Origin of the sequence: Nesterenkonia sandarakina (genome assembly GCF_014138825.1) — a bacterium.
GTDB lineage: Bacteria > Actinomycetota > Actinomycetes > Actinomycetales > Micrococcaceae > Nesterenkonia > Nesterenkonia sandarakina.
In genome coordinates this window covers 1,104,322-1,120,204 of the sequence record NZ_JACJIH010000001.1, presented here as the reverse complement: position 1 = coordinate 1,120,204, position 15,883 = coordinate 1,104,322, and the positions used below count along the sequence as shown (strand labels likewise).

Genomic DNA, 15,883 nt, shown 5'->3' with positions numbered 1-15,883 from the left:
ATTGTGAGCACTCACCGCCCCGTCGTCGTACTTGCCGAAGAACTCTCACCCGCCACCGTCGAGGCGCTGGGACCGGACTTCGAGATCCGCCAGTCCGACGGAACCGACCGCGAGCGGCTCTTCGCCGACCTCGCCGACGCCGACGCCATCATGGTCCGCTCGGCCACCCAGGTCGACGCCGAGGTGCTCTCCCACGGCAAGTCGCTGAAGGTCGTCGCCCGGGCCGGGGTGGGACTGGACAACGTGGACATCAAGGCCGCCACCGCGGCCGGGGTGATGGTGGTCAACGCTCCCACCTCGAACATCACCTCCGCGGCGGAGCTGACCTGCGCGCACATCCTGGGCCTGGCCCGGCACATCTCCCCGGCGCACCAGGCGCTGCGCGACGGCGCCTGGAAGCGCTCGAAGTACTCCGGCGTGGAGCTCGCGGAGAAGACCCTCGGAGTCATCGGCCTGGGCCGCATCGGCGGCCTGGTGGCCGAGCGGATGAAGGCCTTCGACATGGAGGTCATCGCCTATGACCCCTACGTCACCTCGGCCAGGGCGCACCAGCTCGGCGCGCAGCTGGTCACACTGGACGAGCTCTACGCGCAGTCCGATGTGATCACCATCCATATGCCCAAGACCCCCGAGACCCTGGGGATGCTGAACACCGAGGCCTTCGCGAAGATGAAGGACACCGCGTTCGTGGTCAACGTCGCCCGCGGCGGACTGATCAACGAGGCCGACCTGGAGCAGGCCCTGGCCGAGGGTGCGATCGGCGGGGCCGCCGTGGACGTCTTCGCCACCGAGCCCTCCACCGACCTGCCCTTCTTCAGCCGCGAGAACGTGGTGGTCACCCCGCACCTGGGCGCCTCCACCGCCGAGGCCCAGGAGAAGGCCGGGGTCTCCGTGGCGAAGTCCGTGCGCCTGGCCCTGGCCGGGGAGCTGGTCCCGGACGCGGTCAACGTCGCCGGCGGCGCCATCGACGAGCTGGTCCGCCCCGGCATCCCGCTGATCGAGAAGCTGGGCCGGATCCTCAACGCCCTGGCCACCGACGCCTTCACCGACATCGAGACCGAGGCCGCCGGCGAGATCGCCGAGCTCAACGTCTCCGCGCTGCAGCTGGCCGCGCTGAAGGGCCTGTTCACCGACGTCGTCTCGGAGCAGGTCTCCTACGTCAACGCCCCGGTGCTCGCCGAGCAGCGCGGGATCTCCACCCGACTGACCACCACCACCGAGGTCGAGGACTACCGCAACGCACTCACCGTGCGCGGGGCCACCAGCTCCGGGACCAACCTGGAGGTCCGCGGCACGCTCACCGGACCCAAGCAGATCCAGAAGATCGTGGGCATCAACGGCTACGACCTCGAGATCGCGCTCACCGAGCACCTGGTGGTCCTGGAATACGCCGACCGCCCCGGCGTGGTCGGCGCGCTCGGACGGATCCTGGGGGAGCACCAGGTCAACATCGCCGGCATGCAGGTCTCGCAGAACACCAAACAGGGCCGCGCCCTGGCCGTGCTGGCCATCGACGCCGCGCTGCCCGCCGGGGTGCTGGACGCGATCAACGCCGAGGTCCAGGCCAACCTGGCCGCAGAGGTCGACCTCGAAGACTGAACAGCCCAGCTTCACACCGCCGCTGACCCCGGTGCAGATCTGAGTCCCAGACCTGCACCGGGGTCAGCTGTGTCACCGCCAGGGTCACTGCCTGTCTCCCGGTCGGCGCCGCTTGTGTCACTGCAGTTGGCAACCGGGTGGGGTAAATTCCTAGGGTGACTTCTACCAAGCCCCCGTTCTACATCACCACGGCGATCCACTACCCCAATGGGGAGCCGCATATCGGTCATGCCTACGAGGTCATCGCCTCCGATGTGATGGCGCGCTTCAAGCGCCTGGACGGCTACGAGACCTACTTCCTCACCGGCACCGATGAGCACGGGCAGAAGATGCAGCAGACCGCCCAGAACCTGGGGATCTCCACCCGGGAGCTGGCCGACCGCAACGCGGCCGTGTTCAAGGCCATGGATGATGAGGTCGCCGGGATCTCCTATGACCGCTTCATCCGCACCACCGATGAGGATCACTACGCGGCCTCCACCGCGATCTGGCGGCGCATGGTCGAGGCCGGGGACATCTACCTGGACAAATACGCCGGCTGGTACTCGGTGCGAGACGAGCGGTTCTACTCCGAGGACGAGACCCAGCTCGACGCGGCCGGGGATCGCCTGGCCACGGAGACCCAGACCCCGGTGACCTGGACCGAGGAGGAGTCCTACTTCTTCCGGCTCTCGAAGTACCAGCAGCCGCTGCTGGACTTCTTCCAGGCGAACCCCGACTTCGGCGCGCCGCGCAGCCGGTTCAACGAGGTCATCCGGTTCGTCGAGGGCGGGCTGGAGGACCTGGCGATCTCCCGGACCACCTTCGACTGGGGCGTGCCGGTGCCCAAGGACCTCACCGCGGAAGACACCAGCCTGGACCACGTGATGTACGTCTGGGTGGACGCGCTGACCAACTACCTCACCGGCGTCGGCTTCCCGGACACCGAGTCGGAGAGCTTCACCCGGTTCTGGCCCGCCGACGTGCACGTCATCGGCAAGGACATCTCCCGGTTCCACTGCATCTTCTGGCCCGCGTTCCTGATGAGCGCGCAGCTCGAGCTGCCCAAGCGGGTGATGATCCACGGCTTCCTCAACAACGCCGGGGAGAAGATGTCGAAGTCCGTGGGCAATGTGGTCGCCCCTGCCGACTGGGTCGCGGAATACGGGCTCGACGCCGTGCGGTTCTTCCTGCTGCGCGAGTTCCCCTTCGGCGCGGACGGCTCCTACACCCACGAGGCGGTCCTGGTCCGGAAGAACTCCGACCTGGCGAACAACCTGGGCAACCTGGCTCAGCGCTCGCTCTCGATGATCGTGAAGAACTGCGAGGAGATGATCCCGCAGCCTGGCGAGCGCACCGCCGCGGATCGCCGGATCCTGGCTCAGGCCGATGAACTCCTGGAGATCAGCCGCGAGGCCTACGACGCCCAGGACTTCCACCGCGCCCTGGAACGCACCTGGTTCGTCCTGGGGGAGGCCAACGCCTACTTCGCGGAGCAGGAGCCCTGGAAGCTGAAGAAGACCGACCTCTCGAGGATGAACACGGTGCTCTACGTGACCGCCGAAGTGCTGCGCAAGGTCGCGCTCCTGGCGCAGCCGGTCATGCCGGAGTCTGCCAGCCGGCTGCTGGATGCGCTGAACGTCGAGGCATCCGGAGACGCCGGGCAGACCAACGCCTCCGGGGAGGGACCGCGCAGCTTCGCCGCCTTCGACGCCGAGCTGGTTCCGGGCACCCGGCTGGTCAAGCCCACCCCGATCTTCCCCCGCCACGAGGAGAAGACCGACTGAGCTGATCGAGCACCTCGCCGGTGGGGTCTCAGATGCTGAGAGTCTGTGTCGGGGCTCTCGTGCCGCCTGTGCCGGAGCGCATAGAGTGACGCTATGGCTGAGAACACATTCGACATTGCAGTAATCGGCGGCGACGGCATCGGCCCGGAGGTGGTCGCCGAGGCGCGCAAGGTGCTCGACGCCGCCCTGGCCTCGGAGAGCGCCCAGTTCAGCTACACCGAGTACTCCCTGGGTGCGGAGCACTGGCTGCGCACTGGGGAGACGCTCACCGAGGAGACGCTGCAGGCGCTGCGCGGACATGACGCGATCCTCTTCGGCGCCGTGGGCGCCGACCCGCTGGACACCCGGGTGCCCTCCGGGATCATCGAGCGCGAGCTGCTGCTGGGGCTGCGCTTCAACCTGGATCACTGCGTGAACCTCCGGCCCACCCGCTCCTACCCCGGAGTGATCTCCCCGCTGCGCGGCGTGGACCAGGAGAACCCGATCGACTTCGTGGTGGTCCGCGAGGGCACCGAGGGTCCCTACGCCGGCAACGGCGGGCTGCTGCGCCGCGGCACCGAGGCGGAGATCGCCACTGAGGTCTCGGTCAACACCGCCTATGGGGTGCGCCGGGTGGTCGAGGACGCGTTCCACCGCGCCCAGGCTCGCGGGAAGCACCTGACCCTGGTGCACAAGAACAACGTGCTCACCTACTCCGGGGACCTCTGGACCCGGACGACGGCGGCGGTGGCGGAGTCCTTCCCCGAGGTCCGCTGGGACTACATGCACGTGGACGCCGCTACCATCCACATGGTCAACAACCCGCAGCGCTTCGACGTGATCGTCACCGACAACCTCTTCGGCGACATCCTCACCGACCTCGCTCCGGCCATCAGCGGAGGCATCGGCCTGGCCGCCTCGGCCTCGATCAACACCGCCGGCACCGCGCCGTCGATGTTCGAGCCGGTGCACGGCTCGGCGCCGGACATCGCCGGGAAGGCGATCGCCGACCCCACCGCGGCGGTGCTCTCCGCCGGGCTGATGCTGGACCACCTGGGTCTCAGCGCGGCTGCGGAGCGTCTGGAGACCGCGGTCCACGCGCAGCTGAGCCAGTGGGCCCAGGAGGGCACGTCCGGGCTGAGCACCAGCCAGCGCGGCGACGCATTCGTGGCGCGGCTTTCCGGCTGAACCCGGCTGGCTGGACCGGGCTAGCGTGGTCGGGCCGCTTGATCGGGGAGGTCGGTACCGGCCATGCTCTTTCTTTCGGGATCTGGTCTCGTAGAGTAGGGCGGGAGACTGACTTCCGCAGGGCGCATCCATGCGGGCACATCCGAAAGGCCACCATGACGTTTGATCACACCCCCCATTCCACGCCCACCTCCCCGGAGCGGCTGCAGGAGATCCTGGCCAGCCCGGGGTTCGGGACCCATTTCACGGATCACACCTCGGTGATCGACTGGACCGTCGAGGGTGGCTGGGGCAACGCCCGCGTGGAGCCCTACGGCCCGATCTCGCTGGACCCGGCGGCCGCGGTGCTGCACTACGCCCAGGAGATCTTCGAAGGCATGAAGGCCTACCGCCACGCCGACGGCGGGATCTACACCTTCCGCCCGCTGGAGAACGCCAGGCGGCTGAACCGCTCGGCGGTGCGCATGGCGCTGCCCGAGCTCCCCGAGGAGCTCTTCATCGAGTCCCTGGAGGAGCTGGTCTCCACCGATAAGGCCTGGGTGCCCGACGGCGACGGCGAGGCGCTCTACCTGCGCCCGTTCATGTTCGCCTCCGAGGCGTTCCTGGGCGTGCGGCCGGCGAATGCGGTCTCCTACCGGGTGATCGCCTCCCCGGCCGGAAACTACTTCGGCGGTGAGCTCAAGCCGGTGCGCATCTGGGTCTCCCGGGACTACATCCGCGCCGCACCCGGCGGGACCGGAGCCGCCAAGACCGGCGGAAACTACGCCGGCTCGCTGGCCGCCCAGCAGCAGGCCACCGCCAAGGGCTGCGACCAGGTGCTCTTCCTGGACCCGCTGCGGGAGAACGCCATCGAAGAGCTCGGCGGCATGAACGTCTTCCTGGTCACCGCCGACAACAGGCTGATCACCCCCGCGCTGACCGGCACCATCCTGGAGGGCATCACCCGCGCCTCGGTGATCCAGCTCGCGAAGGACCGCGGCATGCAGGTCGAGGAGCGCCAGGTCACCTTGGAGGAGTGGGACGCCGGGATCACCGACGGCAGCATCACCGAGGCCTTCGCCTGCGGCACCGCAGCCGTGATCACACCCATCGGAGAGCTGCTGGACGGGGAGCGCCGGATCGCCTCCGCCGGCACCGGAGAGGTCACGCTCTCGATCCGCGAGGAGCTCCTCGGGATCCAGACCGGCACCGGTGAGGACCGGCACGGCTGGATGCACCGCCTCGCCTGACCTGCCGCCTCGCCTGAGCCGCACGCCGGCGGACAGGCCAGCAGGACGACATCACAGCTGAAGAACGTGCAATGCGCGTGGGCGATAGAGTTGGCCCATGCGCATTGCACGTTTTGTCACGGACGCCGAACCCTCCTACGGTCTTGTCACCGGGGGAGAGGGCGAAGAAACCATCATCGAACTCAACGGAGACCCCTTCTATCAGGGGATCCAGCAGACCGAGACCACGCACCGGCTTGAGGACGTGCGGCTGGTCGCCCCGATCATCCCGCGGTCCAAGCTGATCGGCGTCGGACGCAACTATGCCGATCACGTCAAGGAGATGGGCGGGGAGATCCCGGTCTCGCCGCTGCTGTTCCTGATCCCCAACACCGCCGTGGTGGGCCCCAACGAGCCGGTCACGCTGCCATCCTTCTCGGAGGAGATCAGCTACGAGGCCGAGCTGGCCGTCGTCATCGGACGGATCTGCAAGGACGTGCCGGTGGAACGGGTCCCCGAGGTCGTCTTCGGCTACACGGTGGCCAACGATCTCACCGCCCGCGACGCTCAGCGCACCGACGGCCAGTGGGCCCGCGCCAAGGGCTTCGACGGGTCCACCCCGCTGGGTCCCTGGATCGAGACCGACCTCGAGCCCGAGGGGCTGCGGATCTCGGGACGGCTCAACGGGGAGACCGTCCAGGACGGCTCCACCTCCGAGATGATCTTCGGCGTGGCCGAGCTCATCGCCTACATCTCCCAGGCCTTCACCCTGCTCCCCGGCGATGTCATCCTCACCGGGACCCCCGCCGGCGTCGGCCTGCTCGGGCCCGGGGACCGCTTCGAGGCGGACATCGAAGGCATCGGCACACTCGTCAACCACTTCAGGAACTGATTCCCCCTATGACTCTCACCTCTGCCTCCGCAGACCAGATCCCCGCCGTCGACCCCTCCGCCCCGGTCCGGGTCCGGTTCTGCCCTTCGCCCACCGGCACCCCGCACGTCGGACTGATCCGCACCGCCCTTTTCAACTGGGCCTACGCCCGGCACACCGGCGGGAAGATGATCTTCCGGATCGAAGACACCGACGCCGCCCGGGACTCCGAGGAGTCCTACCAGCAGCTGCTCGAGGCGCTGCGCTGGCTCGGGATCGACTGGGACGAGGGCGCCGAGACCGGCGGCCCGCACGCCCCCTACCGGCAGTCCCAGCGCGGCGAGTTCTACGCCGAGGTGCTGGCGAAGCTGCTCGAGGCGGGTTTCATCTACGAGGCCTTCTCCACCCCGGAGGAGGTCGAAGCACGCCACCTCGCCGCCGGCCGGGACCCGAAGCTGGGCTACGACGGCTTTGACCGGACCCTGAGCCAGGAGCAGATCGAGGCGTTCCGGGCCGAGGGCCGTCAGCCGGTGCTGCGCTTCCGGATGCCCGATGAGGACATCAGCTTCACCGACGCGGTGCGTGGGGAGATCACCTTCGGCGCCGGATCCACCCCTGACTTCGTGGTGGCCCGCGGGAACGGTCAGCCGCTATACACCCTGGTGAACCCGGTGGACGACGCCGCCATGGAGATCACCCACGTGCTGCGCGGGGAGGACCTGCTCTCCTCCACCCCACGCCAGGTGGCGCTCTACCGGGCGCTGTATGCCGTGGGCGTGGCCAAGCACATGCCGATCTTCGGCCACCTTCCCTACGTGATGGGGGAGGGCAACAAGAAGCTCTCCAAGCGGGACCCGGAGTCCAACCTCTTCCACCATCGAGACCGCGGCTTCGTGCCCGAGGGCCTGCTGAACTACCTCGCGCTGCTGGGTTGGTCGCTCTCGGCCGACGAGGACATCTTCACGGTCGATGAGCTCATCGAGCACTTCGACATCACCGATGTGCTCGCCAACCCGGCACGCTTCGACGTGAAGAAGGCCGAGGCCATCAACGGCACCCATATCCGCCGTCTGGAGGCCTCCGACTTCCGCGACCGCCTCATCCCATACCTGCAGGCCAGGGGCCTGCTGGGGGAGCAGCTGGACCCCGCGCAGGCCACCATGCTCGACGGCGCGGCCCCGCTGGTCCAGGAGCGCATCGCGCTGCTCGATGAGGGCGCAGACATGATGGCGTTCCTGTTCACCGATGACGCCGAGTTGGCCATCGAGGACAAGGCGTTCAGCGGACTCGGGGATCAGGTCCTAGAGACCCTCGATGCCTCCATCGCGGCGCTCACCCCGATCGAGGATGCTCAGTGGAGCACCGAGGCCATCGAGTCGGCGCTCCGGGAGGCGCTGCTCGAGGGGCTTGAGCTGAAGCCGCGCAAGGCCTTCGGCGCGGTGCGCTCGGCGATCTCCGGGCGCCGGGTGTCTCCGCCGCTGTTCGAATCCATGGAGCTGCTGGGACGCGAGTCCTCGCTGAGCAGGCTCCGCCGTTTCCGGGAGCTCTTCGCGGCCCGAGGCTGAGCAGCCAGCACAGGTGGCGCCGAGCTCGTTTTGTGCTTCGGCGCCACCCATGTGTATAGTTGATTCCCGTTGCTGGGGGCGAAAAGTTGCCCTATGCGACGGCGTTGACAAGCAAATAATGGGCTATGGTGTAATCGGCAACACAGCGGTTTCTGGTACCGTCGTTCTAGGTTCGAGTCCTAGTAGCCCAGCGGAGACCCATTTGTGGTCTCTTACACAGCACGACCGGCCCTCGGCGACGGGGGCCACAGCTATGGAATACGGCCCCATCGTATAGCGGCCTAGTACGCTGCCCTCTCACGGCGGTAACGCGGGTTCGAATCCCGCTGGGGTCACGGACGTCTGGCCCCGCGCTCCTCGGAGCGCGGGGACCCGACACTCCACACGCAAGACCCTCCCGGATTCCGGGAGGTACAACTGAAGCACGGCCCCATCGTATAGCGGCCTAGTACGCTGCCCTCTCACGGCGGTAACGCGGGTTCGAATCCCGCTGGGGTCACCACTGGTGATAAAGCAAGCGCCCGGTCTCACACGAGACCGGGCGCTTGCTTTTTGCGTTGAGCGGCGGAATCTCCGAGCGTCTCGTGGGCTTTTCGGCCCCAGCTACTCGCAGATTCCGCCCCTCAACGGGTTTGGTGCAGCCGCGAGCGTGGGTAGCATGACGACATGCCACGCCTCGCTGACTTGGGAGTCTGGTTCGCCGCAGCGATGCTCGCAAGGTCACGCAGCAGTCGCTCCCAGAGAGGCTTTCACCATGGATGAGACCATCCGCACCGTCAGTCACCCGCAGCGGCCCGTGTACTGGCTGATCTATGGCCTCATGGGGTGGACGGCCGCGATCACCGTTGTGGTCTCCTTCACGTCCCAGGACTCCTCTGTGCAGGGCTCGGTCCTCGCCGTCGTCGGCTTGGCGCTGGTCGCGGTGCTCCTGGTGGGTGTCATCAAAGTCCTCGTGGTGCACACGCGGGCCAGCGTGGAGGAGGGCCTGACGCTTTCGGTGGGCCCGTTCGTCTCCCGCACGCTCCCCTGGGAGGCGATCCAGTCCATCGAGAAGGCCCCCACCGGGGGCGCGATGGACGTGGGGTGGAAATGGCTGGGGCCGGGTCGAATCGGGTACCTGGCCGGCGCTGAGAACGTGCTGGTCAAGACCAATGCGGACTTCCGGAGACAGGTCCTTCAGGGAGAGGTCACCGTGGAGGGCCGGCAGAAGCTTGCGGAGTGGTATTTCGTGTCGGTTCCGGAGTCTGAGCTGACTGCGCAGCGCCTGAACCGGATGCGTGAGAGCTCAGACTCCCCACCTACAGCTTGAGGGGCGGATTCTGCGTGCATCTCATGGGCTTTTTGGCCCAGAATGCTCGTAGAATCCGCCCCTCAATGGGAAAAGCGTGGCGGGTGGGTCAGTCGTCCTCGGCTCGGCCGGTGAAGGTGAGCACCGAGGAGCCGTCCCCGAGCTGATCATCTCCGATGACCACCAGGCCGCCGTTCTGCTCCAGGATCACGGCAGAGACCTCGCCCATGGATCCGCGCGAGGAGTTCCGCACCGCGGTGTGCACGTCATCCTCGACCAGCTGGTGCTTGCGCAGCGCCTTCCGCTGGAACTTGCCCTGGTAGTAGATCAGCACCGGGGGTGCATCCAGGAGTCGGCGCATCTTCGGCGAGCGTCCCCGCACCCAGGCCAGCAGCCACTGCAGCAGCACCAGCAGGGCCAGCGTGAGCAGCGCCTGGGCCAGCGGGACCTCCACCGCGGTGAGCACGCGCCCGAAGGCCGAACCGATGGTGACCGCCACGATGAAGTCCAGCGGGGTCATGTTCGCCATGGTGCGCGGCCCGGAGAGCCGGAGGATGAAGAGCAGCGCCAGGTAGCCCGCGGTCAGGGTGATGACGGTGTGCAGGATCGGGTCCCACCCGTTCCAGTATTGAGTGATGTCCATCGGGCGACCCTGTCACCTCACAGGGTCAGTGTCCACCAGGGTTCTCGACCGGGACGGCGAAGACGATGTGGTTGTCCTCATGGCTTCCCGCATCGACGTCGAAGAGCCCGGTGCAGGTGATCAGGCGCAGCTCATCCTCCGGGATCGCTCCGAAGACCTCTCGGGTGGGGAAGTCATCCTTGGGGAAGACCTCGGTGCGCTCCACCCGGTAGTGGTGGACCTCGCCCTCGGCGTCGGTGACCTCCACCTCATCCCCGGGCTGCATCTGAACCAGGCGGTGGAACACTGCGGGACCGGTGGTGGAGTCCAGATGTCCGGCGATCACCGTGGGTCCACGTCCGCCGGGCATGCCGCCGCCCTCGAACCAGCCCACCTCGCTGTAGTCCTCGGGCACCTCCATGGTCCCGTCCTGGTTGATGCCCAGATCGATCAGAGACTCGTCGACGTCGATCGAGGGGATGCGCACCTCTGCCGGTGGGACTCCGGACTCGGCTGAGCCGCTGTCCGGCGCCGAGCTGCCCGGTGCGGAATTGTTCGACGCGGGGGGACTGGAAGCTGAGCTCGATGGCGCTGCGGGTGAGCTCGACGCTGAAGAGTCTGCTTCCGACGACGACGGCGCCGCATCGACCGTCGAGCTCGCCGGCTCCGGCTCAGAGGACGTGCTCGGGGACCCCGGCGTGCCGCAGGCGCTGAGTCCCAGCCCCAGCGCCAGGGCGGCGGCCACCCCGAGGGGCAGCCGCCGAACCCTGACGTCAGGGAGCCGTTGAAGGCCTCGGGTCACGAGGTCTGGCTGCGGCGCACCAGCATGAAGGCGCTGGCTCCTGCCAGTGCCAGCACGCCGGCCCCGGCGAAGACGCCGATCGGAGCCGAGGACTGCTGCATGCCGCCGCCGCCGGTCTCCACGCCGTCCAGCGGAACCTGCATCAGCTGTCCGCGGACCACACCGTCGGTGAACTCCTCGGTGTGGGAGTCACCGGTGAAGCCGGCCGGGTTGGCCTCGATCTCGGCGAGGCTGAATCCTTCGCCGGTGTCGGCGCCGTCGTCGCCTTCAACCCCGGTCATGAAGGGACCCTGCATGCAGCCGGTGGAGGTGCGTGGCTCGTCACCGATGGGCTCTGGATCCGGGAAGGCCAGGCGCGGCGGACCGGGTTCGCCGGCAGCGGCCTCATGGATGTGCGTGGCAGTCAGCGCTGGGCTCTCGTAGCCGCCGGTGACCCCTTCGAGTGTGATCTCGTAACAGATGACCTCTTCCTCTGAATTGATCCAGAACATGAAGTCGCCCGTCGCGCCCTCCTCACCCGGAGAGACCTCGCCGTCGGAGTTGATGACCTCGTCAGGAGTTGCCATGACCGTGTAGGCGCTGGTGAACTCCTCGGGCCATTCGACCTCGCTGCCGGCCTCGGTGCTGGCGTGGGCCATGGTGGGGGAGAGCAGCAGGACCGCTGCGCCCAGGGTGGCGCCGGCGCCGATGGTTCTGCGTCGTGATGTCGTCATCGTGGGTGACTCCTTCGAGAACTGTGGGAGGCCGAATTTCGGCCCGCCACTTCGTAATACTGATCACAGCGCCTCGGCGTTCATGGTTTCCGGAATAAACTTTCTGCTCCCAGCGGGGCCCGGTCCGCGCTGTGTATCGTGGAGCTTGAGGGTCACGCTTTCGACGTCCAGGTCGAGAGACCGGATGAGAAGTGATGGAGGCGGCTGAGCGGATGCGCACTGAACCGCAGACGGGCCTGGGTATCCCCACCATCGAATCCGCCTACGACCAGCACGCCCCCGCGCTGCTCGGGTTCGCGACCAAGGCGCTGCAGGATCGTGACGCCGCTGAGGAATGCGTCCAAGAGACCTTCGTGCGGGCCTGGCAGGCCCTGGACCGCTTCGACCCCGAGCGCTCGAGCCTGCGCAACTGGCTCTTCGCGATCGCGCGCAACGTGGTGCGCGATGAGTTCCGCGCCCGGCGGCGGATCCCGATCCCGATGGAGCCCGAGATCACACAGATCGATGCGCCTGATCCTGTGGTCGCGGATCCCACCCAGACGATGATGCTCATCGACGCACTGGGGACCATCAGCGCCGAGCATGCTGAGATGGTCGTGGCCGTGCACGTGCTGGGCTTCAGCTACGCGGAACTCTCAGAGGCGCTGCAGGTGCCGATGCCCACCCTGCGCACCCGAACCTACTATGGCCTGCGGGCCCTTCGCCGCGCGATCGAAGAGATGGAAGGCGAGTCATGAGTGCACATCACGACGACACCGACCCCAGGGGAGGCCCGGATCCGGCGTCGCAGCGGCGCGCGGAGCTGCTCGGCGCGGCGGCGGCCGATGATCTCAGCCCTGCGGAGCGTCAGGAACTCGACGCGATGTGCGCGGAGGACCCGATGCTCGCCCAGGAGCTTCGCGAGCTGCGCGAGATCAGCGCAGCGCTGCCAGGCAGCCTCGACGCCTGGAGCCAGGCGCAGCCGCCGGAGTCCCTGCGGGAGAGGGTGATCGCCGAAGTCACCGCCCGAGAGTCGCAGCGTGACGGAGCCGGCCGCGCTCCCGCTCAGCCCGACCGTAACGCCGCATCGCAGGGCGCCGCTGCATCGCCCGCCGCTGCACCGCAGGGCGCCGAGCACGCTGCTGCATCGCCCGCCGCTGCACCGCAGGGCGCCGAGCCGGACGACGCCGAACCCGGGTTCGCCAAGCGGCGCGACGCCGAGCGGCAGCACACTGCGCAGCACCCTCAGGAACAGTCAGCTCAGCCCACCCCGCAGCCCACACGCCCCGGCGCCCACGGGGCCGCCGCATCATCGCGCCGCCGGTCACGGCTGCGGCAGAGCCTCGCGCTGGCCGCCTGCGTGGCGCTGGGCGTGGCGGGGACCCTCGGCGTGCAGGCGATCCTGGACACCGACTCAGACGCCCAGGACCCGGACGAGGCCGGTGGCCTGGTGGCCGAAGAACCGCTGGGCCCGCCAGGGGAGCTCGGTTCGCAGGAGCCGGTGAGCTTCACCGACCCCAGCGCCGGCGTCGTCGTCGACGGCTCCCTGATCGCCCACACCTGGGGCACCGAGACCGTGCTGCTGATCGACGGACTCCCCGTCGGGGAGGCGTTCACTGTGGTGCTCATCGGGGAGGACGGCCAGGAGATCGAGTCCGGCTCCTTCCTGGGCTCTGAGGTCCCGGTGGACTGCCGGATGAATGGTGCGGTGCTGCGCGAGGACGTCCAGCGCTTGGAGATCCGCGACGAGACCGGCGGCGAGGTCACCGCGGCGGCGCTTCCGGACGTCGAATGACGCCCACCCCGAACCAGGACGGCCCGGCCAACGTGGGGGAGTCCGGGGAGGATGCGGTCCTCGCCGTGATCCTCCAAGAGCTCGGTGAGCTCGGCAGCCCCGCCACTGAGCTGGCAGAACTCACCCTGGCCCCCGGCGACGACGCCGCCGTGCTGGAGCTGCCCCAGGACGGCGCCCCTGCCCGGATCGTGCTGACCACGGACACGCTGAGCCAGGATGAAGACTTTCGTGCCGGCTGGTGGAGCGGGCAGGACCAGGCCGCGGTCATGGGCCGCGCCGTCGGGCTCAAGGCCGCCGCACAGAACCTCTCCGATCTCAACGCCATGGCCGCGACACCGGTGGCGCTGCTGGTCAGCCTCACCCTGCCTGCGGCCACCCCGCTGGACTGGGTGCGCGGGTTCTACCGCGGACTGACGGAGGCGGTGCGCCGCACCGGGGCGGAGCACTGCCGGATCGCCGGAGGCGACCTGGGTTCTGGCCCTGGGATCTCGGTGACCCTGACCGCAGTCGGCCGCCTCCCCGCAGGACGCCCCGCGCTGCGCCGCACCGGGGCCCGCCCAGGTGACCAGCTTGCCGTCTCGGGCCCGCTGGGCGCGGCGGCGGCTGGTCTGGCGCTGCTCGAGGCTGGGGTCTCCTCCGGCACACCAGAGCTGGCCCGGCTCCGCGATGCCCAGATCGCCCCGGCCCCGCGATTGAGAACCGGCATCGACGCGGTGACCGCCGGTGCCACCGCCGGGATGGACCTCTCCGACGGGCTGCTGCGCGACGCGCAGCGCCTCGCGCGAGCCTCCGCGGTGCGGGTGCTGATGCATGAACCGGACCTCGCCGAGCAGGCCGCGGCCCTGCACCCGGCAACCGTCGCCCTGGGTCTCGCCCCGCAGCAGGCCCAGGAGCAGGCGCTGCACTGGGTCGCCGCCGGGGGAGAGGACTATGAGCTGCTGGCGAGCTTCCCGGCCGAGGCCGCGCTGCCGGAGGGCTTTCTGAAGGTCGGCGAGATCCTCCCCGCAGCGTCGCCCGCAGAGGTAGGCGCAGAACCCGCCGCGGAGGCCAGGTCAGACGCCGATGGCGCCCGCGAGGTGATCCTCACGAGCGCCATCGATGATCGTGGCTGGGATTCGCTCAGGCGTCGGTGAAGATCCGACCCAGCTGCGCGAAGCGCCAGCCGGAGCCTTCCCACTGACTCGCGCTGAGCACGTTGCGGGCGTCGATGAACTGCTTCTGCGCCACCAGCGGCTCGAGGTCGGCCGGGGTGAGCGCCTTGAACTCGTTCCACTCCGTGGTGAGCACCACCAGATCGGCGTCGGTGACCGCTTCGGTGAGTGAATCCACGTAGCCCAGTCGCGGGAAGCGCTTGGCCGCGTTGCGGTTGCCCTCCGGGTCGTAGACGGCCACATCGGCGCCGGAGCTGAACAGGCGCACAGCCACGTCCAGGCCAGGGGAGTCTCGGACGTCGTCGGAGAGCGGCTTGAAGGTCACTCCGAGCACGGCGATCCGCTTGCCCGCCAGATCGGAGTCCAGGATCTGCTCTGCGAGGTTGACCACCCGGTCACGACGGCGCAGGTTGATCTGGTCCATCTCATCGAGGAAGCGCATCGTGTGGTCCAGGCCGAGCTCGCCCACGCGGGTCTGCAGGGCCCGGATGTCCTTGGGCAGGCAGCCGCCGCCGAAGCCGACCCCGGCGTTGAGGAACTTCCGGCCGATCCGGGTGTCGTGGCCGATCGCGTCGGCCAGGGTGGTGATGTTCCCGCCCACGGCCTCGGTGACCTCGGAGAAGGCGTTGATGAAGGAGATCTTGGTGGCCAGGAATGCGTTCGCGGCGACCTTGACCAGCTCTGCGGTCTCAAAGTCGGTGGCGATCCAGGGGGTGTCCCGGCCCAGCGCCTCGGAGTAGACATCGCGCAGCACGGCCTCGTCGGCCTCATCGGCGGTGCCCACCACCAGACGGTCGGGGCGCAGCGTGTCCTCCACGGCGAAGCCCTCGCGCAGGAACTCCGGGTTCCATGCCAGGCTCACGCGCACACCCTCGGCGGACTCTTCCTCGACCAGGGCCGCGAGCCGGCGTGCGGTGCCCACCGGGACCGTGGACTTGCCCACGATCAGCGCGTCCTTGCTGATCGCACGCGCCAGCGAGCGGGTCGCGGCGTTGACGAAGGTCATGTCCGCGCCGGTGCCGCCGGCCTGCTGCGGGGTGCCCACAGCGATGAAGTGCACGTCGCCCCAGGCGCCGACCTCTTCGAGGTCGGTGGTGAAGCGCAGCCGTCCGGAGTCCACATGCTTGCGGATCAGCTCGGGCAGGCCGGGCTCGTGGAAGGGAAGCTCGCCGCGGGAGAGCGAGTCGATCTTCTCGGGGTCGATGTCCACGCCGAGCACGTTATAGCCCAGTTCTGCCATGCATGCCGCATGGGTGGCGCCGAGGTAGCCAGTTCCGATGACGCTTATATTCTCAATCACGCCCCTCATCATAAGGGCCTGCTGAAGATTCCTGGGAAATGCCTGCAGATGGGTGTG

15 protein-coding genes and 3 tRNA genes are annotated in these 15,883 nt (G+C 68.4%); 14 read left to right on the top strand and 4 right to left on the bottom strand.

Annotated features, from left to right (window positions below; translation table 11 throughout):
* Positions 1 to 3 precede the first annotated feature (3 nt).
* From serA to HNR24_RS05035, 10 genes are all read left to right on the top strand, one after another.
* A complete protein-coding gene (gene serA, locus HNR24_RS05080; RefSeq protein WP_058888761.1) occupies positions 4 to 1,599 on the top strand; it encodes a phosphoglycerate dehydrogenase in 1,596 nt (531 codons plus the stop codon).
* 155 nt (positions 1,600 to 1,754) lie between these two features.
* Positions 1,755 to 3,365 (top strand): methionine--tRNA ligase, encoded by a 1,611-nt coding sequence (gene metG, locus HNR24_RS05075; protein ID WP_182495196.1) that lies wholly within the window; start codon positions 1,755 to 1,757, stop codon positions 3,363 to 3,365.
* Positions 3,366 to 3,458: 93 nt separating this feature from the next.
* Positions 3,459 to 4,532, top strand: coding sequence for a 3-isopropylmalate dehydrogenase (locus HNR24_RS05070; protein WP_058888763.1), 1,074 nt, complete (start codon positions 3,459 to 3,461; stop codon positions 4,530 to 4,532).
* A 155-nt stretch (positions 4,533 to 4,687) separates the two neighbouring features.
* Complete coding sequence (locus HNR24_RS05065) at positions 4,688 to 5,761, top strand: branched-chain amino acid aminotransferase (RefSeq protein WP_182495195.1); 1,074 nt, start codon at positions 4,688 to 4,690, stop codon at positions 5,759 to 5,761.
* Positions 5,762 to 5,858: 97 nt separating this feature from the next.
* On the top strand, positions 5,859 to 6,632 hold the full coding sequence (locus tag HNR24_RS05060; RefSeq protein WP_182495194.1) for a fumarylacetoacetate hydrolase family protein: 774 nt from the start codon (positions 5,859 to 5,861) through the stop codon (positions 6,630 to 6,632).
* Positions 6,633 to 6,640: 8 nt separating this feature from the next.
* A complete protein-coding gene (gene gltX, locus HNR24_RS05055; protein WP_182495193.1) occupies positions 6,641 to 8,176 on the top strand; it encodes a glutamate--tRNA ligase in 1,536 nt (511 codons plus the stop codon).
* Positions 8,177 to 8,295: 119 nt separating this feature from the next.
* A tRNA-Gln gene (locus HNR24_RS05050) sits at positions 8,296 to 8,367 on the top strand.
* 71 nt (positions 8,368 to 8,438) lie between these two features.
* Positions 8,439 to 8,511, top strand: a tRNA-Glu gene (locus HNR24_RS05045).
* 91 nt (positions 8,512 to 8,602) lie between these two features.
* Positions 8,603 to 8,678 (top strand) — tRNA-Glu (locus HNR24_RS05040).
* Between the two features lie 252 nt (positions 8,679 to 8,930).
* Complete coding sequence (locus tag HNR24_RS05035) at positions 8,931 to 9,485, top strand: hypothetical protein (protein ID WP_182495192.1); 555 nt, start codon at positions 8,931 to 8,933, stop codon at positions 9,483 to 9,485.
* Positions 9,486 to 9,573: 88 nt separating this feature from the next.
* Here HNR24_RS05035 and HNR24_RS05030 read toward each other — a convergent pair whose 3' ends face one another.
* Positions 9,574 to 10,107: a DUF421 domain-containing protein gene (locus HNR24_RS05030; protein WP_182495191.1), complete on the bottom strand. Its 534-nt coding sequence runs from the start codon at positions 10,105 to 10,107 to the stop codon at positions 9,574 to 9,576.
* Between the two features lie 25 nt (positions 10,108 to 10,132).
* Positions 10,133 to 10,573, bottom strand: a complete 441-nt coding sequence (locus HNR24_RS13970; protein ID WP_232301762.1) for a class F sortase — start codon at positions 10,571 to 10,573, stop codon at positions 10,133 to 10,135.
* Here HNR24_RS13970 and HNR24_RS13965 point away from each other — a divergent pair.
* Positions 10,566 to 10,874: a hypothetical protein gene (locus HNR24_RS13965; RefSeq protein WP_259392411.1), complete on the top strand. Its 309-nt coding sequence runs from the start codon at positions 10,566 to 10,568 to the stop codon at positions 10,872 to 10,874. The two genes, HNR24_RS13970 and HNR24_RS13965, sit on opposite strands and share 8 nt — an antisense overlap.
* A gap of 10 nt (positions 10,875 to 10,884) precedes the next feature.
* Here HNR24_RS13965 and HNR24_RS05020 read toward each other — a convergent pair whose 3' ends face one another.
* Positions 10,885 to 11,601, bottom strand: a complete 717-nt coding sequence (locus HNR24_RS05020) for a CHRD domain-containing protein (RefSeq protein WP_058888770.1) — start codon at positions 11,599 to 11,601, stop codon at positions 10,885 to 10,887.
* A 212-nt stretch (positions 11,602 to 11,813) separates the two neighbouring features.
* On the opposite strand from HNR24_RS05020, the gene HNR24_RS05015 reads away from it, so the two are divergent.
* From HNR24_RS05015 to thiL, 3 genes are read left to right on the top strand one after another with little or no spacing between them, the layout of a single operon-like run.
* Entirely contained in the window at positions 11,814 to 12,338 is a 525-nt protein-coding gene (locus tag HNR24_RS05015) for a sigma-70 family RNA polymerase sigma factor (RefSeq protein WP_182495190.1), read from the top strand.
* Positions 12,335 to 13,375 (top strand): hypothetical protein, encoded by a 1,041-nt coding sequence (locus tag HNR24_RS05010; RefSeq protein WP_182495189.1) that lies wholly within the window; start codon positions 12,335 to 12,337, stop codon positions 13,373 to 13,375. Before HNR24_RS05015 ends, HNR24_RS05010 begins: the two co-directional genes overlap by 4 nt.
* Positions 13,372 to 14,508, top strand: coding sequence for a thiamine-phosphate kinase (gene thiL, locus HNR24_RS05005; protein ID WP_182495188.1), 1,137 nt, complete (start codon positions 13,372 to 13,374; stop codon positions 14,506 to 14,508). Before HNR24_RS05010 ends, thiL begins: the two co-directional genes overlap by 4 nt.
* Here the strand turns inward: thiL and HNR24_RS05000 are convergent.
* Complete coding sequence (locus tag HNR24_RS05000; RefSeq protein ID WP_232301764.1) at positions 14,495 to 15,835, bottom strand: UDP-glucose dehydrogenase family protein; 1,341 nt, start codon at positions 15,833 to 15,835, stop codon at positions 14,495 to 14,497. The two genes, thiL and HNR24_RS05000, sit on opposite strands and share 14 nt — an antisense overlap.
* Between the last annotated feature and the right edge of the window lie 48 nt (positions 15,836 to 15,883).